General features: G+C 70.4%; 15 protein-coding genes. 10 read left to right on the top strand and 5 right to left on the bottom strand.

Features of this window, described 5'->3' with window-relative positions:
• Positions 1 to 645 (bottom strand): DUF3043 domain-containing protein, encoded by a 645-nt coding sequence (locus ACZ7L6_RS20105; RefSeq protein WP_471925625.1) that lies wholly within the window; start codon positions 643 to 645, stop codon positions 1 to 3.
• 242 nt (positions 646 to 887) lie between these two features.
• On the opposite strand from ACZ7L6_RS20105, the gene ACZ7L6_RS20110 reads away from it, so the two are divergent.
• From ACZ7L6_RS20110 to ACZ7L6_RS20135, 6 genes are all read left to right on the top strand, one after another.
• The gene (locus ACZ7L6_RS20110; protein WP_471925725.1) at positions 888 to 1,655 is read left to right on the top strand and encodes a PspA/IM30 family protein; all 768 of its coding nucleotides are present in this window, start codon (positions 888 to 890) and stop codon (positions 1,653 to 1,655) included.
• Between the two features lie 50 nt (positions 1,656 to 1,705).
• A complete protein-coding gene (gene pspAA, locus ACZ7L6_RS20115) occupies positions 1,706 to 1,984 on the top strand; it encodes a PspA-associated protein PspAA (protein ID WP_302003820.1) in 279 nt (92 codons plus the stop codon).
• Between the two features lie 123 nt (positions 1,985 to 2,107).
• Entirely contained in the window at positions 2,108 to 3,352 is a 1,245-nt protein-coding gene (locus ACZ7L6_RS20120) for a sensor histidine kinase (RefSeq protein ID WP_471925627.1), read from the top strand.
• Between the two features lie 127 nt (positions 3,353 to 3,479).
• Positions 3,480 to 4,163, top strand: coding sequence for a response regulator (locus ACZ7L6_RS20125; RefSeq protein WP_471925629.1), 684 nt, complete (start codon positions 3,480 to 3,482; stop codon positions 4,161 to 4,163).
• 167 nt (positions 4,164 to 4,330) lie between these two features.
• Positions 4,331 to 7,459 carry an efflux RND transporter permease subunit gene (locus tag ACZ7L6_RS20130; RefSeq protein ID WP_471925631.1) on the top strand — a complete coding sequence of 1,043 codons (3,129 nt, stop codon included), beginning with the start codon at positions 4,331 to 4,333 and terminating at the stop codon, positions 7,457 to 7,459.
• Between the two features lie 119 nt (positions 7,460 to 7,578).
• Positions 7,579 to 9,780 carry a protein kinase domain-containing protein gene (locus ACZ7L6_RS20135; RefSeq protein ID WP_471925633.1) on the top strand — a complete coding sequence of 734 codons (2,202 nt, stop codon included), beginning with the start codon at positions 7,579 to 7,581 and terminating at the stop codon, positions 9,778 to 9,780.
• A gap of 15 nt (positions 9,781 to 9,795) precedes the next feature.
• Here the strand turns inward: ACZ7L6_RS20135 and nadA are convergent, their stop codons facing one another.
• Positions 9,796 to 10,980, bottom strand: a complete 1,185-nt coding sequence (gene nadA / locus ACZ7L6_RS20140) for a quinolinate synthase NadA (protein ID WP_471925635.1) — start codon at positions 10,978 to 10,980, stop codon at positions 9,796 to 9,798.
• A gap of 328 nt (positions 10,981 to 11,308) precedes the next feature.
• On the opposite strand from nadA, the gene ACZ7L6_RS20145 reads away from it, so the two are divergent.
• Positions 11,309 to 11,665: a HesB/IscA family protein gene (locus ACZ7L6_RS20145; protein ID WP_451729813.1), complete on the top strand. Its 357-nt coding sequence runs from the start codon at positions 11,309 to 11,311 to the stop codon at positions 11,663 to 11,665.
• 96 nt (positions 11,666 to 11,761) lie between these two features.
• Here ACZ7L6_RS20145 and ACZ7L6_RS20150 read toward each other — a convergent pair whose 3' ends face one another.
• Together ACZ7L6_RS20150 and ACZ7L6_RS20155 are read right to left on the bottom strand one after the other, a co-directional pair.
• Positions 11,762 to 13,492: a hypothetical protein gene (locus ACZ7L6_RS20150; protein WP_471925637.1), complete on the bottom strand. Its 1,731-nt coding sequence runs from the start codon at positions 13,490 to 13,492 to the stop codon at positions 11,762 to 11,764.
• Between the two features lie 151 nt (positions 13,493 to 13,643).
• Complete coding sequence (locus ACZ7L6_RS20155; protein WP_471925639.1) at positions 13,644 to 13,853, bottom strand: hypothetical protein; 210 nt, start codon at positions 13,851 to 13,853, stop codon at positions 13,644 to 13,646.
• A 131-nt stretch (positions 13,854 to 13,984) separates the two neighbouring features.
• Between ACZ7L6_RS20155 and ACZ7L6_RS20160 the strand changes: the two genes are divergently transcribed.
• Positions 13,985 to 14,959, top strand: coding sequence for a carbohydrate kinase family protein (locus tag ACZ7L6_RS20160; RefSeq protein ID WP_471925641.1), 975 nt, complete (start codon positions 13,985 to 13,987; stop codon positions 14,957 to 14,959).
• A gap of 123 nt (positions 14,960 to 15,082) precedes the next feature.
• Here the strand turns inward: ACZ7L6_RS20160 and ACZ7L6_RS20165 are convergent, their stop codons facing one another.
• Positions 15,083 to 16,462, bottom strand: coding sequence for an aminotransferase class V-fold PLP-dependent enzyme (locus ACZ7L6_RS20165; protein WP_471925643.1), 1,380 nt, complete (start codon positions 16,460 to 16,462; stop codon positions 15,083 to 15,085).
• 289 nt (positions 16,463 to 16,751) lie between these two features.
• Here ACZ7L6_RS20165 and ctaC point away from each other — a divergent pair, with 289 nt between their 5' ends.
• Positions 16,752 to 17,717: an aa3-type cytochrome oxidase subunit II gene (ctaC, locus tag ACZ7L6_RS20170; RefSeq protein WP_471925645.1), complete on the top strand. Its 966-nt coding sequence runs from the start codon at positions 16,752 to 16,754 to the stop codon at positions 17,715 to 17,717.
• Positions 17,714 to 18,126 (top strand): cbb3-type cytochrome c oxidase subunit I (locus ACZ7L6_RS20175; protein ID WP_471925647.1); only part of this gene is annotated, 413 nt, incomplete at its 3' end. The genes ctaC and ACZ7L6_RS20175, both read left to right, overlap by 4 nt.

Genomic DNA, 18,126 nt, shown 5'->3' on the forward strand with positions numbered 1-18,126 from the left:
TCAGGGCCGCTCTCCGCGCTTGACCTGCGGCTTCGGCAGCCGGAGTCGGCGCATCTGCAGGGAACGCATCAGCGCGTAGGCCACGGCACCACGCCGGTTGTCGTCGGGGAAGCGCTCGGCCAGCCGCTTCTTCAGCCGGAAGCCGGTGACGAACGAGTCCAGCACGATCAGCACGATCACGACCAGCCACAGCAGCAGCGCGATGTTCTGCAGCGCCGCCACCTGGACCATGCTCAGCACGAGGATGACCACGGCCATCGGCAGGAAGAACTCCGCGATGTTGAAGCGGGAGTCGATGAAGTCACGCGCGAACCTGCGGACCGGACCCTTGTCACGGGCCGGCAGATACCGCTCGTCGCCCCCGGCCAGCGCCTGGCGCTGCCTCTCCAGGGCGGCCCGGCGCTCCTCGCGCTGGCGCTTGGCGGCGTCCTTGCGCGTCATCGACGTGTTGGCCACGCTGCGACGCTGCGACTGGGCCGCACTGCGCTTGGGCGTGGGGCGGCCCTTCGGGGCCTCGGGGTGACGGGTCTGATTGGAGTCGGTCACCGGCGCCTTGTCGGCGGCCTGGGCCTTCTCTTCCTTGGCACGGCTACGGAACACAAAACCCAAGGGTACGGGGTGCCAGGGGTTGGACCCCAGCCCCATGGGGAACGATCCGGCAACACCAGTCGTCGTAGGGGGACAGAGGGGACGTTGCACCCGGGAGCCACCTACTCCTTACGCCGGAGCGGGACCGTACGCAGTCGTCCTTGGGGATGAGCGCATCCGTCCCCGAACAGTGCGTCAATGGATGCAGGGCCCGTACTGTGGGTTCTGTCGCAGAGCTGGAGCTGGACGTCAGAAGGGGGCGCGCGAAGCCCATGAGCGGTGTCATGAAGCGTATGGGGATGATCTTCCGCGCGAAGGCGAACAAGGCCCTTGACCGGGCCGAGGACCCGCGCGAGACCCTCGATTACTCGTACCAGAAGCAGCTGGAGCTGCTCCAGAAGGTCCGCCGCGGCGTCGCCGACGTGGCCACGTCGCGCAAGCGCCTGGAACTCCAGCTCAACCAACTCCAGCAGCAGTCGACGAAGCTGGAGGACCAGGGCCGCAAGGCGCTCGCGCTCGGCCGCGAGGACCTGGCCCGCGAGGCGCTGTCCCGCCGCGCCGCCCTCCAGCAGCAGGTGACGGACCTGGAGACCCAGCACGCGACCCTGCAGGGCGAGGAGGAGAAGCTCACCCTCGCGGCCCAGCGCCTGCAGGCCAAGGTCGACGCCTTCCGCACCAAGAAGGAGACGATCAAGGCCACGTACACCGCGGCCCAGGCCCAGACCCGGATCGGCGAGGCGTTCTCCGGTATCTCGGAGGAGATGGGCGACGTCGGCCTGGCGATCCAGCGGGCCGAGGACAAGACGGCCCAGCTCCAGGCGAGGGCCGGAGCCATCGACGAGCTGCTCGCCTCCGGCGCCCTGGACGACCAGTCCGGCATGCACAAGGACGACATCCAGGCCGAGCTGGACCGGCTCTCCGGTGGTACGGATGTAGAGCTGGAGCTGCAGCGCATGAAGGCGGAGCTGGCGGGCGGATCGTCCGGCGGTCAGCAGGCCATCGAGGGCGGCAACCAGTCGCAGTCCCAGCAACAGCCGCAGGACACCCCGCGCTTCGACAAGCAGTAGAGCAGCAGCCGACGGCCGGGGCCCACGCCGAGGAGGCCGAGATGGGCGACATGATCGTCCGGATCATGGGTGAGGGGCAGGTGAAGCTGTCCGACAGCCATCTGCCCGAGCTGAACAAGCTCGACGACGAACTCCTGGTGGAAATGGAGAACGGCGACGGCCCCGGCTTCCGCCGCACCCTCGACGCACTCCTCTCCAAGGTCCGCGAACTGGGCGAGCCCCTGCCGGACGACTCCCTAGAACCGTCCGAACTGATCCTGCCGTCGCCGGACGCGACGCTGGAGGAGGTCCGGGAGCTGCTGAGCGACGACGGCTTGATCCCGGGCTAGCCAGCGGCCGTGGGCCGACGGTGGCTTCTTTGCGCCGGTCCGTATCATCCAGCCCGTCCGGGGGCGGCAGCCCCCGGACGACACGCACCGCAACGCCGGGCACACACCACAAGGAACCTCCAGTTGGCCCCCGCTCCAAGCCCCGCAGGTAATCGCATACGGCGGCACCTCAAGGCGCACCCCATGGCGCTGGACGCGGCACTGGCGGTCGGCGTGCTGGCCTGCATGGTCGCCGGCTCGTTCGTGGACCCGCACGGCAAGAGCGGGGTGACCTGGACCCTGCGCACCCCGGACGTGCTCAGCCTCCTGCTCATCACCCTCGGCGCCGCGGCCCTGGTCTTCCGCCGCCGCGCCCCCATGACGGTCCTCGCCCTCACCGGCGCCGCCTCCGTCGTCGAGTCCGTCACCGGCGACCCCCGCGCGCCCGTCGCCATGTCCGCGGTCATCGCCCTCTACACCGTCGCCTCGACCACGGACCGCCCCACCACCTGGCGCGTCGGCCTGCTCACCATGACCGTCCTGACCGGCTCCGCGATGCTCGCCGGCCCCCTGCCCTGGTACGCCCAGGAGAACCTCGCCATCTTCGCCTGGACCGGCATCGGCGCCACCGCCGGCGACGCCGTCCGCAGCCGCCGCGCCGTCGTCGACGCCATCCGCGAGCGCGCCGAGCGGGCCGAGCGCACCCGGGAGGAGGAGGCCCGCCGCCGCGTCGCCGAGGAGCGCCTGCGGATCGCCCGGGACCTGCACGACGTCGTCGCCCACCACATCGCCCTCGTCAACGTCCAGGCCGGTGTCGCCGCCCACGTCATGGACAAGCGCCCCGACCAGGCCAAGGAGGCCCTGGGCCACGTGCGCGAGGCCAGCCGCTCCGCGCTCAACGAACTCCGCGCAACCGTCGGCCTGCTGAGACAGTCCGGCGATCCCGAGGCACCCACCGAACCCGCTCCCGGTCTCGACCGCCTCGACGAACTCGCGGGCACTTTCCGCAGCGCGGGACTCCAGGTGGAGGTCGCCCGCGCCGACCAGGGCACCACGCTCCCCGCCGCCGTCGACCTGGCCGCCTACCGGGTCATCCAGGAGGCACTCACCAACGTGCAGAAGCACGCGGGCCCGGACGCCAAGGCCGAGGTCAGCGTGGTCCGCGTGGGCCCGAACGTCGAGATCACCGTCCTCGACGACGGCGCCGGCGAGGACGACACCCAGGACGGCGGCGGCCACGGCCTGCTCGGTATGCGCGAGCGCGTCACCGCCCTGCGCGGCACCCTCACCACCGGCCCCCGCTACGGAGGCGGTTTCCGCGTCCATGCGATCCTGCCGGTCAAGAGCCGCACCCGCCCCGCGGAAGACGCGGCGGACACCAGCCGCTGAAGACGCCGTACCGCCGCACGCCCCCTGCGTGACCGCCGTACGACGACGCCGCGGAACTCACACGCACCCCGCGGGAGTTGTCGTATGGCCAAGCCGACCGCCTCCTCCCCCCCTCAGAGGACCCCGCATGACCATCCGCGTCCTGCTCGCCGACGACCAGGCCCTCCTCCGCAGCGCCTTCCGGGTGCTCGTCGACTCCGAGCCCGACATGGAGGTCGTCGCCGAGGCGTCCGACGGGGCTCAGGCGGTGCGGCTGGCCAAGGAGGCCCGGGCGGACGTGGTCCTGATGGACATCCGGATGCCCGGCACCGACGGCCTCGCCGCCACCCGCATGATCAGCGCCGACCCGGGCCTCGCCCATGTCCGCGTGGTCATCCTGACCACCTTCGAGGTCGACGACTACGTCGTGCAGTCGCTGCGCGCCGGGGCCTCCGGATTCCTCGGCAAGGGATCCGAACCCGACGAACTCCTCAGCGCCATCCGCGTCGCGGCCGGCGGCGAGGCCCTGCTCTCCCCGGCCGCCACCAAGGGCCTGATCGCCCGCTTCCTCGCCCAGGGCGGCAGCGCGGACGACGACCGCGACCCCGCCCGCTCCGAGCGGCTCGACGCCCTCACCGTCCGGGAGCGCGAGGTCCTGGTGCAGGTCGCGGGCGGGCACTCCAACGACGAGATCGCCGAGCGGCTCGAGGTCAGCCCGCTGACCGTGAAGACGCACGTCAACCGGGCCATGTCCAAGCTCGGTGCCCGCGACCGGGCCCAGCTCGTGGTGATCGCGTACGAGTCCGGGCTGGTACGTCCAAGGGTGGAGTGACCTCCATCCCGCGTACTGCGCCCGGAGTATGCGACGTATAAGGAAATGGACCTGGGGTCTAGGAATCCGCGCTCCCCGATGGCTCAGGGTGTAGGGGCGGGCGCTCATCTGTCATGCACAGGCGTCTGCTGCCACTTCTGCCGCTCACAGAAGAGAGACCCTGACCCATGTCCTGGCTGTCCAGATTCAGCCTCGCCCAACGTGCCCTGATCGGCCTGGTGTCGATCATCGCGCTCGCCTTCGGGGCGATCGCGATACCCCAGCTCAAGCAGCAGCTGCTGCCCTCCATCGAACTGCCCATGGTGTCCGTCCTCGCGCCGTACCAGGGCGCGTCGCCGGACGTGGTCGAGAAGCAGGTCGTCGAGCCGATCGAGGGCAGCCTCGAAGCCGTCGACGGCATCACCGGCGTCACCTCCACGGCGAGCGAGGGCAACGCCGTGATCATGGCGTCCTTCGAGTACGGCCCCGACAACAAGCAGCTCGTCGCCGACGTCCAGCAGGCCGTCAACCGGGCCCGCGTCCAGCTGCCGGACGATGTGGACCCGCAGGTCATCGCCGGTTCCACGGACGACATCCCGACCGTCGTGCTGGCCGTGACCTCCGAGGAGGACCAGCAGGCCCTGGCCGACCGGATCGACCGGACCGTCGTGCCGGACCTGAAGGACATCGACGGCGTCGGCCAGGTCACCGTCGACGGCGTACGCGACCTCCAGGTCACCGTCACCCCGGACGACGCGAAGCTGGCGAAGGCGGGCCTGACCCCGGCGGCCCTCACCCAGGCACTCCAGGCGGGCGGCGCCACCGTCCCGGCGGGCTCCTTCGACGAGAACGGCGACAACCGCACGGTCCAGGTGGGCGGCGGCTTCACCTCGATCCGGCAGATCGAAAACCTGATGGTCACCGGCGAGGGCACCTCCGGGAAGAAGCCGGTCCGCCTCGGTGACGTCGCCACCGTCAAGCAGGAGCAGGCCCCGGCCGACTCCATCACCCGCACCGACGGCAAGCCCTCCCTCGCGGTCGCGGTCACCATGGACCGCGACGGCAGCGCGGTCGCGATCTCGGACGCGGTGCGGGACAAGCTGCCGGAGCTGCGGGGGGACCTCGGCTCGGGCGCCACCGTCACCGTGGTCAGCGACCAGGGCCCGGCGGTGAAGAAGTCCATCGACGGCCTGACGACGGAGGGCGCGCTCGGCCTGCTCTTCGCGGTCCTCGTCATCCTGGTCTTCCTCGCGTCGATCCGCTCGACGCTGGTCACCGCGGTCTCCATCCCGCTCTCGGTCGTGCTGGCCCTGATCGTCCTGTGGACCCGCGACCTGTCGCTGAACGTCCTGACGCTCGGCGCGCTGACCATCGCCATCGGCCGGGTCGTCGACGACTCGATCGTGGTCCTGGAGAACATCAAGCGGCACCTCGGCTACGGCGAGGAGCGCCAGGCGGCGATCCTGACCGCCGTGCGCGAGGTGGCCGGCGCGGTGACGTCCTCGACGCTCACCACGGTCGCGGTGTTCCTGCCGATCGGCCTGGTCGGCGGCATGGTGGGTGAGCTGTTCGGCCCGTTCAGCCTGACCGTCACCGCCGCGCTGCTGGCCTCGCTGCTCGTCTCCCTGACGGTCGTACCGGTCCTGTCGTTCTGGTTCCTGCGCGCCCCGAAGGGCACGCCCGAGGACGCCGAGGAAGCGCGCCGGGTGGCGGAGGAGAAGGAGGCGAAGAGCCGCCTGCAGCGGTTCTACGTCCCCGTCCTGCGGTTCGCGACGCGCCGCCGTCTGACCAGCGTGCTGCTCGCGATCGTCATCCTGGTCGGCACGTTCGGCATGGCGCCGCTGCTGAAGACGAACTTCTTCGACCAGGGCGAGCAGGAAGTCCTCACCGTCAAGCAGGAGTTGAAGCCGGGCACCAGCCTGGCGGCGACGGACGAGCAGGCCCGGCGTGTCGAGAAGCTGCTCGCCGGCACGAAGGGCGTCAAGGACTACCAGGTCACGGTCGGCTCGTCCGGCTTCATGGCGGCCTTCGGCGGCGGCACGGACACCAACCAGGCGTCGTACCAGGTGATGCTGGAGGACTCGGCGTCGTACGACGAGGTGCAAGGCCGTATCGAGGCGGGCCTGAAGAAGCTCGACGGCATCGGTACGACCACCATCGCGGCCGGTGACGGCTTCGGAGCCCAGGACCTGAGCGTCGTCGTGAAGGCGGCCGACGCGGACGTCCTGCGCAAGGCGGCCGAGCAGGTACGGGAAGCCGTGGCCGGCCTGGACGACGTCACGGACGTGACCAGCGACCTGTCGCAGAGCGTGCCGCGTATCTCGGTGAAGGCCAACGACAAGGCGGCCGCGGCCGGGTTCAACGACCAGACCCTCGGGATGGCGGTGGCCCAGGCGGTCCGCGGCAACGCGGCGGCTCAGGCGACCCTCGACGACACCGAGCGGGACATCGTCATCAGGTCGGCGAAGCCCGCGAAGACCCTGAAGCAGCTTCAGGACCTGCGTCTGGGCCCGGTGAAGCTGGGTGACATCGCGGACGTCAAGCTGGTGGACGGCCCGGTCTCGATGACCCGGATCGACGGTCAGCGTGCCGCCACGATCAGCGCGAAGCCGACCGGCGACAACACGGGCGCGGTGAGCGCGGACCTCCAGTCCGAGATCAACGGACTGACGCTCCCGGCGGGCGCGACGGCCGAGATCGGCGGTGTCTCGCAGGACCAGGACGAGGCGTTCGCCAACCTGGGCCTGGCGATGCTCGCGGCGATCGCGATCGTCTTCATGCTGCTGGTGGCGACCTTCCGCTCGCTGGCCCAGCCGCTGATCCTGCTCGTCTCCATCCCGTTCGCGGCGACGGGCGCCATCGGTCTGCTGATCGCGACGGGCACCCCGATGGGCGTCCCCGCGATGATCGGCATGCTGATGCTGATCGGCATCGTCGTGACGAACGCGATCGTGCTGATCGACCTGATCAACCAGTACCGGAAGCAGGGCTACGGCGTCGTGGAGGCGGTGATCGAGGGCGGCCGTCATCGTCTGCGGCCCATCCTGATGACCGCACTGGCGACGATCTTCGCGCTGCTGCCCATGGCCTTGGGCGTCACCGGCGAGGGCGGCTTCATCGCCCAGCCGCTGGCGGTGGTGGTGATCGGCGGCCTGATCACCTCGACCATGCTGACCCTGCTGCTCGTCCCGACGCTCTACACGATGCTGGAGCTCCGCAAGGAGCGCCGGGCGAAGAAGCGGGCGGCGAAGCGGGCGAAGAAGGCGGGGGCGCCTTCCGAGCCGGCCTCGGACGAGCCGGAGCCCGCGTCCGTGTGACCGACCCACCCGGAAGAGGCCGGGTACCGAACCGCCGACGGTTCGGTACCCGGCCTCCGCCGTTCCACCGTTCCGTATCCTGAGGCCTCGAAGTGCTGTACGGGGGAGGGAACTCGGGCGTGCCACTGCACAAGGACGACCCGAAGTCGGTCGGCGGGTACAGACTGCTCGACCGGCTCGGCGCCGGTGGCATGGGCGCCGTCTACCGGGGCAGGTCGCGCTCCGGCCGTGAGGTCGCCGTCAAGGTGGTGCACGCCCGGTACGCCGAGGACCCGGTCTTCCGCACCCGCTTCCGCCAGGAGATCGAGGCCGTCCGCAAGGTGAGCGGCGCCTTCACCGCACCGGTCGTGGACGCCGATCCGGAGGCGGTACGGCCCTGGATGGCGACCCAGTACGTGCCCGGGCCCTCGCTCGCCGACCGGGTCCGCGAGGGCGGACCGCTGAAGGGCACCGAACTGCGCCGGCTGGCGCTCGGGTTGGTGGAGGCGCTGCGGGACGTCCACCGTGCGGGGGTCGTGCACCGCGATCTCAAGCCCGCCAACGTCCTGATGGCCGACGACGGCCCCCGCGTCATCGACTTCGGCATCTCGCGCGCGGCAGAGAACCACAACACCCTGACCGAGACCGGCCAGATGATCGGCACCCCGCCGTTCATGTCCCCGGAACAGCTCACCGACGCCCGCTCGGTGGGCCCGGCCTCCGACGTCTTCTCCCTCGGCGCGCTGCTGGTCTTCGCGGCCACGGGCCGGGGCCCCTTCGACGCGGACAGCCCCTACCTCACGGCCTACCGGGTGGTCCACGACGCCCCCGTCCTGGACGGCGTCGCCGAGCCCCTGCGTACGGTCCTGGAACGCTGCTTGGCCAAGGACCCCGCGGACCGGCCCGAACTGGGCGCACTGGCAGGGGAGTTCGTGACCGCGCTGCCGGAGTCGGGTGCGGAGGACCAGGCCACCGTGACGCTGCGCGCGGACGAGATGGCCGTGGTCCGTACCCGCCCCGCCGCGCCCCCTGTCCGACGGCGCGGTCGCATACGCCCCCTGTGGGCCACGGCCGGCACCGTCGGTGCCCTCGTTCTGGGACTCACGGGGTACCTGCTGCTCGGGCCCGGACTCGCGGACGACGACTCCCGGACGGGGGCGACCACCGCCAAGTCCCGGCCCTCCCGCTGGACGGCCGTGCCGCCCGGCTGGAGACCCTGGCAGACGACGGTGGACGCCACCGCCGCGAGCGGCGTGAAGCAGCAGACCGACGTCGCCGGCTACGGCATGGAGCACACACCCGACTGTGTGGTGTACGAGGGCGCCGTCCACTGCGCGGGCGACGGGATCCTGCCCATGCGGATCGACGCGCTCAGCGGACGGACCGTCTGGCGGGCCGACGGGGTGCCGTCCGCTGTCGGCCACGGGTGGTACTCCTTCTCGGTCCTCGGTGTCGTGGACGATGCCATGGTGGTGCGGCAGGAGTACCGCGCGGAGAGGGAGGGCGACATCGAGTTCTCGGTCACCGCCCTCGACACGGACACCGGAAAGAGGCTCTGGCACCACAAGCTGGACACGCGCCAGGTCGGCCCGTACCTCTCCGGCGACCTCGTGATCCTGCCGGACGGCAGCGGCCGTTCGGTGGTCGCCCGCTCACCGCGCACCGGCACCGAACGCTGGACGGCGCCGCTCCCGGCGGGGCAGTACTGCGACTGGGCGGACACCGGCGCGGACCCCTACCTCACATGCACCCCGGACCAGACGTCGAAGGACATGCTGCTCCTGGGGCTGGACCGGGCCGACGGCTCGACGCGGCGCCTGACCGTGCCCCGCCGCGGAACTCTCCTCGGGATCTTCGACGGACGCCTGCTCTTCCTCGACCGGGTCGAGGACAAGGAGGCGTTCTCCCGGATCCGGCTGGTGGATCCGGACACCGGTAGGGGCGCCTCCACGAAGCTGGCCGAGGAATTCGAGGGCGACGTGACGCTGGCGGACGGCACCCTGTGGTTCGCCGCGTCCTCCGGTCAGGTCACCGGCGTGTCGGTCCGGACGGGAGAGCGACTGTGGCAGTCCCCGACGAGCCTGGAGCAGCCGAGCGGCCTCACCCACGACCGGGGTACCCGCACGCTCTATCTGTCCACCGCCGGCGGCCGGATCGCCGCCCTCGACGCGAAGAAGGGCACGCTGCTGTGGGAGACCCCGCCGCGTGCCCGGCGGGCGACGAACCCGGGCTGGTCGTCGGGGGTGCTGCTCCACCACGGCGCCCTGGTCGTCGCCACCCAGGACGGGGACATCTTCACCCTCGACCCCGCCCACCCCGACCGGAAACCCGTGTCGGGGTGAGCGCCTGAAACAGCCCTACGGCAGCGCCAGCATCCGCTCCAGCGCCAGCTTCGCGAACGCCTCGGTCTCCTTGTCGACCTCGATGCGGTTGACGAGGTTGCCCTCGGCCAGGGATTCCAGGGCCCAGACCAGGTGGGGCAGGTCGATGCGGTTCATCGTCGAGCAGAAGCAGACCGTCTTGTCGAGGAAGACGATCTCCTTGCCCTCGGGCGCGAAACGGTTCGCCAGACGGCGGACCAGGTTCAGCTCCGTCCCGATGGCCCACTTGGAGCCGGCCGGGGCGGCCTCCAGGGCCTTGATGATGTACTCGGTCGAACCGACGTAGTCCGCCGCGGCCACGACCTCGTGCTTGCACTCGGGGTGGACCAGGACGTTCACGCCCGGGATCCGCTCGCGCACGTCGTTCACCGAGTCCAGCGAGAAGCGGCCGTGCACCGAGCAGTGGCCGCGCCACAGGATCATCTTGGCGGCGCGCAGCTCGTCGGCGGTCAGCCCGCCGTTCGGCTTGTGCGGGTTGTAGACGACGCAGTCCTCCAGGGACATGCCCATGTCGCGGACCGCCGTGTTGCGCCCGAGGTGCTGGTCGGGCAGGAACAGCACCTTCTCACCCTGCTCGAAGGCCCAGTCCAGGGCCCGCTTGGCGTTCGACGAGGTGCAGATCGTGCCGCCGTGCTTGCCCGTGAACGCCTTGATGTCGGCGGAGGAGTTCATGTACGACACCGGCACGACCTGCTCGGCTATTCCGGCCTCGGTCAGCACGTCCCAGCACTCGGCGACCTGCTCGGCCGTCGCCATGTCGGCCATCGAGCAGCCGGCGGCGAGGTCGGGGAGGACGACCTTCTGGTCGTCGGACGTCAGGATGTCCGCCGACTCGGCCATGAAGTGCACGCCGCAGAACACGATGTACTCGGCCTCCGGGCGCGCGGCCGCGTCCCGGGCCAGCTTGAAGGAGTCGCCGGTCACGTCCGCGAACTGGATGACCTCGTCGCGCTGGTAGTGGTGGCCGAGCACGAAGACCTTGTCACCGAGCTTCTCCTTGGCGGCACGGGCGCGCTCGACCAGGTCCGGGTCGGACGGCGAGGGCAGATCACCGGGACACTCGACGCCACGTTCGCTCCTCGGGTCGGCCTCACGGCCGAGGAGCAGCAGGGCGAGGGGCGTCGGCTGTACGTCGAGCTCCTGGGTCTGGGCGGTGGTCACGACACGCACCCTTTCTGTTCTGCGGCTCGCCGGGACCGGAAGATCCGGACCCGGCGGGTCATGCGGGACACCTTCATCGACTTCTCGTCGAATTGACGCTATCTATCATAACCGGTTCACGTCAGTTTGACGATGGGCATCGCGTCGATGTGACGTGAATCCCGGTGAGGCCCCCGCGTATTCCCGAATGAGGCGTTTTCCGCTTCGTGCGCCGTGTGCGAGCATGAAGAAGGACCGAAAGACAAGCGCCCGGCCCCGGAATGAATCCGCGGCCTTGCCGGTTGCACTCGTCGGCAAGCAGTCTCCGTACAACCCGGGAGAGATGTAGATGTCCGTATCGGACGAGACCAGCACCGTCACCGACGGCATCGTCCTGACCGACGCCGCCGCGTCCAAGGTCAAGGCCCTGCTCGACCAGGAAGGCCGTGACGACCTCGCCCTGCGTGTGGCCGTCCAGCCGGGTGGCTGCTCCGGCCTGCGCTACCAGCTCTTCTTCGACGAGCGCTCCCTCGACGGCGACGTGGAGAAGGACTTCGGCGGTGTGAAGGTCGTCACCGACCGCATGAGCGCCCCGTACCTGGGCGGCGCCACCATCGACTTCGTGGACACGATCGAGAAGCAGGGCTTCACGATCGACAACCCGAACGCGACGGGCTCCTGCGCCTGCGGCGACTCCTTCAACTGAGCCCAGCCGCGACTCCTCCGGCTGAGACCGGCTGAGACGCAGGAAAGGCGGCGGCCCCCTCCGACGGGGCCGCCGCCTTCCCGTATCCGCAGGCCCTTACCGGGCCCCGGACGTCTCCGGAGCGTCCGGGAGCCGTGCCCCGGGCTTCTCCAGCGGGATCGCCTGCCCGTCCGTGCCGACGACCTTCCGGTCGCCGAGCGGCTCGTCGAGCTGCACGGTCTTGTGGAACACCTTGGCGATCAGGATGCAGACCTTCTCCGGCTGCGAGGTCTCGGTCACCCGGACCGTCACCTCACCGCCGCTCTCGCTCGCCGTCACCTTGTAGTCGGCGCACACCCCGCCCGTGAAGGCGACGGTCAGCTCCGAACCCTCGGCCGTGTAGCCGTCCACCGTCACGTTCCGCGTGACCGGCGCCGAGGTCGGCTCGTCGTCCTTCGGCCCGGTCGGCCGCGGGCTCGGCTGCGCGGGCGGCTCCTGCGAGGGCGTGGACGAGGCCAGGTACTTCGGGTCGATCGCCGGATGCGTCACCGTGAAGCTGTCCTGCGCCCCCGGCGTCCGCACCTGGAACAGCCACGACGGCACCAGCGCCTGCCGGGCGTCCACATAGTGCGAGGCCAGCCCGAACACCGCCTTCTCGACCGTGACGGTGTCCTTCGACGGCGTCCCCGTGGACGCCTGAGCACCGCAGGGCGCCTCAAGGCGGTCCTTCAGCGGTACGGGGCTGGCGCAGCCGCCGATGCCCATGCGGCCGCCGGACGCCGGTGACGCGTTCATCAGGCCGAGCGCCTTCTCGGCATCCAGCACGGGGTACGTGTCCCCCTTCACCGGCGCCTTCAACTGGCCGCTTCCGCCGACCACCTCGCCCTGGGCGCTCACGGTCACCCCGGTCGTCCAGCCGTACGTCGGCAGCCCGCCGACCACCGGATCGGCGTTCACCACCCGCTGGGCGCCCATGAGCTGGCTCGCGTCGAGTTTCGCGTCATCCTGACCCACCGCCTTGAGGACCGGTGCGGCGGCCTTCTTCGCGGCCTCCTCGCTCACCGGGTCGCCGGCCCGGCCGTCGGGCTTGTTCGCGCAGACGGTGGTGCTCCGACAGTCATCGGTGCCGGGCGTGTACCGGTAGAACGTCCAGGTCCCCGGGGCCTGCTTGTTCACCTGCAGACTGGGCCCCGCCCCGTCCTTCGCCCCGACCCGCCAGGTCTGCCCCTGCGCCACCGGCGTCCCGTCCACGCCGAGCGCCTCGGCCAGCCGGGCCACCTCGGCCGCGCCGACCTCGCCCCCCGCCCGGTACACCGGCGCCGAGCCGGGCCCGTCCGGCAGGTCCCCGTCGGCCTTGTAGGTGACGCCGTACGGGTTGGGCTCCCCGGGCGCGATGCCGTGGCCGTCGCCCTCGGAGTAGCCGTCGAGATGGAGCGGCGGCGGAGTGTCGTCGCCGGGCGCCGCCGACGTCGTACCGTCGTCCGACCCGCCGGACGCGTTCGCGGCGAGGTAGGCCCCGCCGCCCCCGACGAGCAGGACGGCGGCGGCGACGGAGGCGATGATCGCGGGGGAGCGGCGCCGTGCGGAATCGCCGCCTCCGGGCTCGTCGTGACGGGGCTCTTCATGAGGGGCCTCCGCATAAGAGGCCTCTTCACGAGCGCGCTCGCCCTCGGTTTCCGTGGCCTCGGCCTCGGTTTCCGTGGCCTCGCCCTCGGGCTCCGCCTCGTCCCCGGCCCCGTGCTCGCCCTCGGCGTCGGGAACGGCGGCGCCCTTCTCCTCCCGGACGCCCTGCTCCTCGGCGGAGCCGTCGGCGCCCGTGTCGTCGTTCTCGGGTCGCTCGGTGTTCACCGCATCGCTCCTTCGGCTGCGCACATGTCCCATGACCCTGACCGGACCCTGCCAAAAAGGTCGGCCCACGGGGTCGTATCCCGCATCCCCTTTACTGGGGACAGCGATGGGACGCAGCGGGGGAGCGCACGGTTCCCTGAAAGGCGCCGATTCAGTCGCCGTAGTCCGACATCGCGTCCAACAGCCGTGCCGACGTCGGCGGCACGATCACTCCATGGATGAGTGACGGGGAGACCGGACGGGAAAGAACGCGGTCGGGAACGGTCCAGTGGGGAGCCATCCGCGCGCAGTCACCGAGCAGCGACGCCAGGTCGACCTCCAGGTCGGCCGGGACGGGGGCATGGACCTCGAATTTCGTCATAGCGGCACCGTATGCACGCCGGAGGCCGCGAAGAAAGATCTACTATCGGGTATTTTTGGCCGCTTCAGAGTCCCGGTCACGAACGGTAGCGTGGACTGTCAACCCAACCTCCCCGCAGGAGACTCCACGCCGTGCGCATCGCAGTCACCGGCTCCATCGCCACCGACCACCTCATGACCTTCCCCGGCCGTTTCGCCGACCAGTTCGTCGCGGACCAGCTGCACACGGTCTCGCTGTCCTTCCTGGTCGACAACCTGGACGTACGCCGGGGCGGCGTAGGCGCGAACATCGCCTTCGGCATGGGTCAGCTGGGCACGCAGCCGATCCTGGTCGGCGCCGCGGGCTCCGACTTCGACGAGTACCGGGCCTGGCTGGACCGGCACGGCGTCGACACCGGCTCGGTCCGCATCTCCGAGACCCTGCACACCGCCCGCTTCGTCTGCACCACCGACGCCGACCACAACCAGATCGGCTCCTTCTACACGGGCGCGATGAGCGAGGCCCGCCTGATCGAGCTGAAGACGGTCGCGGACCGCGTGGGCGGCCTCGACCTGGTCCTCATCGGCGCCGACGACCCCGAGGCGATGCTCCGCCACACCGAGGAGTGCCGCTCCCGCGCGATCCCGTTCGCCGCCGACTTCTCCCAGCAGATCGCCCGGATGGACGGCGACGAGATCCGGATACTGCTGGACGGCGCGACCTATCTCTTCTCCAACGAGTACGAGAAGGGACTCATCGAGTCCAAGACCGGCTGGACCGACGAGGAGATCCTCTCCAAGGTCGGCCACCGTGTCACGACCCTCGGCTCGCGGGGCGTACGGATCGAGCGCGTGGGGGAGGACCCGATCGAGGTCGGCTGCCCCGAGGAGGAGCGCAAGGCCGACCCCACGGGTGTCGGCGACGCCTTCCGCGCGGGGTTCCTGTCGGGGCTGGCGTGGGGTGTCTCGCTGGAGCGGGCCGCGCAGGTCGGGTGCATGCTGGCGACTCTCGTCATCGAGACCGTGGGGACGCAGGAGTATCAGCTGAGGCGGGGGCACTTCATGGAGCGGTTCACCAAGGCATACGGCGATGAGGCGGCCCAGCAGGTTCGGGCTCACCTCGGCTGAGGCCGGGTGCGACTACGCGTCTGCCGTGGCAGGTGCGTAGTCGTGTGCGGGTGCGTGGGGGCTGGTCGCGCACACGCGGCGGCAGCCGCATATCGACACAGCCCCGCGCCCCTGAAAGGGTGGTCAGATCACCCGGCGGACCATGTACGCCGTTCCTCGCTCCGCCGGCTCCTCGCCCAGGTACTCCTGCCCCCGCATCTCGCACCACGCCGGGATGTCCAGGCGGGCCGCCTCGTCGTCCGACAGGACGCGGACGGTGCCGCCCACGGGCACGTTCCCGATGACCTTCGCCAGCTCGATGACCGGGATCGGGCACCGCTTGCCCAGGGAGTCCACGACCAGGACGTCCTCCTCCTGCACGACCGCCTCGCCGGCCGGCGCCCCCAGCTTCTCCCGCACCCCCGCCACCGCCCCCGGCAGCACCTCCAGGAACCGCTCGACGTCCCCTTCCGCCGTCCCGAACGGCAGGGACACCCGCACGTTCCCCTCGCTCAGCACGCCCATCGCCTTTAGCACATGGCTGGGTGTCAGCGTGCTGCTCGTGCAGGACGAGCCGGACGACACCGAGAACCCGGCACGGTCCAGCTCGTGCAGCAATGTCTCCCCGTCGACATAGAGACAGGAGAAGGTGACGATGCCGGGCAGGCGCCGCGCCGGATCGCCGACCACCTCCACATCCGGCACCAGCCGCGGCACCCGCGCCCGGATCCGCTCCGTCAGCTCCCGCAGCCGTACCGCCTCTTGGGCCGCCTCCGCCCGCACGGCACGCAGCGAGGCCGCCGCGGCGACGATCGCAGGGATGTTCTCGAACCCGGCCGCCCGCCCCGACTCCCGCTCGTCCACGGGCCCTTGCGCGGCGAACCGCACCCCTTTCCGCACGACAAGCAGCCCGACCCCCGAGGGCCCGCCCCACTTGTGAGCACTGGCCGTCAGCAGCGACCAGTCCCCCTCGACCCGCCCCCACCCCAACGACTGCGCCGCATCCACCAGCAACGGCACCCCGGCCTCCCGGCACACGGCAGCCACTTCGGCGACGGGCTGCTCGGTTCCCACCTCGTGGTTGGCCGACTGAAGACAGGCCAGCGCGGTGTCCGGCCGCAGCGCCTGCGCGTACGCCCCCACACTCACCGCCCCCGCCCGGTCCACCGCCACCTGCGTGACCGCCCCACCCGCAGCCTCGTGCGCATCAGCCGCATGGAGCACAGAGGAGTGTTCGACAGCAGACACGATCAGGTGGCGTCCGACCCGACGGCGGCCGGCCAACGCCCCGGCGAGACCGGTGTGGACGGCCTTCGTGCCCGACGAGGTGAACACCAGCTCGTCGGCTCGACACCCGACAGCCTCGGCGGCCGCCTCCCGAGCCGCATCCAGAAGCATCCGGGCCCGCCGTCCCTCCCTGTAGAGACGGGCGGGATCGGCCCACCCCTCATCGAGGGAGGCCTGCAGAGCCTGCCGAGCAACAGGATGAAGAGGAGCGCTGGAAGCAGCGTCAAAGTAGCCCACACAGCAACGCTAGAACGTCCGGGAGGACAGCGAACCTCAGGGGCGCGGGGCCGTGACTTTTGCGGCTCCGCCGCGGGGCGCGACCAGCCCCCACGCACCCGCAGCCGCCAATCAAGCGAACCCCCCACCCCAGTAGGCACCCCTCCCCGCGAACCCTCGGAGAGCGTCGGCTAGGGTTTGGTCCGCATAAACATCCAAACCCCTGCCCGACGCAGGGCGGCGACCGACCAGCGAGAAGAAGGCAGGCCGCAGCCAATCCGCGCGGGCGAGACTCTCGGGAAGGCGCTACGTGAGTCCCAACGGCTCCGACCGCTCGCCGCGGCGCCCGATGCGGCGGAAGCTGCTGCAGGCAATGACTGCGGGCCTGGTCCTGGCGACAGCCACCGGTTGCTCGTACAACTGGGAAGACTTCCCCCGTCTTGGTATGCCCACCCCGACCACGGAAGAGGCTCCGCGGATCCTCTCCCTGTGGCAGGGTTCCTGGGCGGCGGCGCTCGCCGTCGGCGTGCTGGTGTGGGGCCTCATCATCTGGAGCGCCATCTTCCACCGGCGTAGCCGCACCAAGGTCGAGGTCCCTCCGCAGACCCGGTACAACATGCCCATCGAGGCGCTGTACACCGTGGTCCCGCTCATCATCGTCTCGGTCCTCTTCTACTTCACGGCCCGCGACGAGTCGAAGCTCCTCGAGCTCAAGGACAAGCCCGACGTCACCGTCAACGTCGTCGGCTTCCAGTGGAGCTGGTGCTTCAACATGGTCGCGGACGTCGAAGGTTCCACCGGCGACGCCAAGACCGCCAAGGAACTGGACGCGATCCCGGACCGGTTCAAGGAAGACTTCCCGGCGAACGCCGGCGGCGTCTACGACTGCGGCACCCCCGGCACCCGGAACCCGCAGACGGGCAACCCGGGCCCGACCCTGTGGCTGCCCAAGGGCAAGACGGTCCGCTTCGTCCTCACCTCGCGTGACGTCATCCACTCCTTCTGGGTGGTGCCGTTCCTGATGAAGCAGGACGTCATCCCGGGCCACACCAACGCCTTCGAGGTGACCCCCAACAAGGAGGGCACCTTCCTGGGCAAGTGCGCCGAACTCTGCGGCGTCGACCACTCCCGGATGCTGTTCAACGTGAAGGTCGTCTCCCCCGAGCGCTACGAGCAGCACCTCAAGGACCTCGCCAAGAAGGGGCAGACCGGTTACGTTCCCGCCGGCATCGCGCAGACGAGCCACGAGAAGAACCGGGAGACGAACAACCTGTGAGCATCCTCAACGAACCCCAGGGTGCCGCGGCAGCTGAGGACTCGTACGAGAACGAGCTGCCGGTCCGGCGCAGGCAACCCGGCAACGTCGTGGTCAAGTGGCTCACCACCACCGACCACAAGACGATCGGGACGCTGTACCTCGTCACGTCGTTCGCGTTCTTCGTGATCGGTGGCGTGATGGCGCTGCTGATGCGTGCCGAGCTGGCCCGTCCGGGCCTGCAGATCATGTCGAACGAGCAGTTCAACCAGGCGTTCACGATGCACGGCACGATCATGCTGCTGATGTTCGCGACGCCGCTGTTCGCCGGCTTCGCGAACTGGATCATGCCGCTGCAGATCGGCGCGCCGGACGTGGCCTTCCCCCGGCTGAACATGTTCGCCTACTGGCTGTACCTGTTCGGCTCGCT

The sequence above is a fragment of the Streptomyces sp. NPDC107522 genome (assembly GCF_055657525.1).

Bases quoted from the DNA above. Each gene is read 5' to 3' on its own strand.
- ACZ7L6_RS20105 (WP_471925625.1), bottom strand. From the start codon at position 645: ATGGGGCTGGGGTCCAACCCCTGGCACCCCGTACCCTTGGGTTTTGTG.
- ACZ7L6_RS20110 (WP_471925725.1), top strand. From the start codon at position 888: ATGATCTTCCGCGCGAAGGCGAACAAGGCCCTTGACCGGGCCGAGGAC.
- pspAA (WP_302003820.1), top strand. From the start codon at position 1,706: ATGATCGTCCGGATCATGGGTGAGGGGCAGGTGAAGCTGTCCGACAGC.
- ACZ7L6_RS20125 (WP_471925629.1), top strand. From the start codon at position 3,480: ATGACCATCCGCGTCCTGCTCGCCGACGACCAGGCCCTCCTCCGCAGC.
- ACZ7L6_RS20130 (WP_471925631.1), top strand. From the start codon at position 4,331: ATGTCCTGGCTGTCCAGATTCAGCCTCGCCCAACGTGCCCTGATCGGC.
- ACZ7L6_RS20145 (WP_451729813.1), top strand. From the start codon at position 11,309: ATGTCCGTATCGGACGAGACCAGCACCGTCACCGACGGCATCGTCCTG.
- ACZ7L6_RS20155 (WP_471925639.1), bottom strand. From the start codon at position 13,853: ATGACGAAATTCGAGGTCCATGCCCCCGTCCCGGCCGACCTGGAGGTC.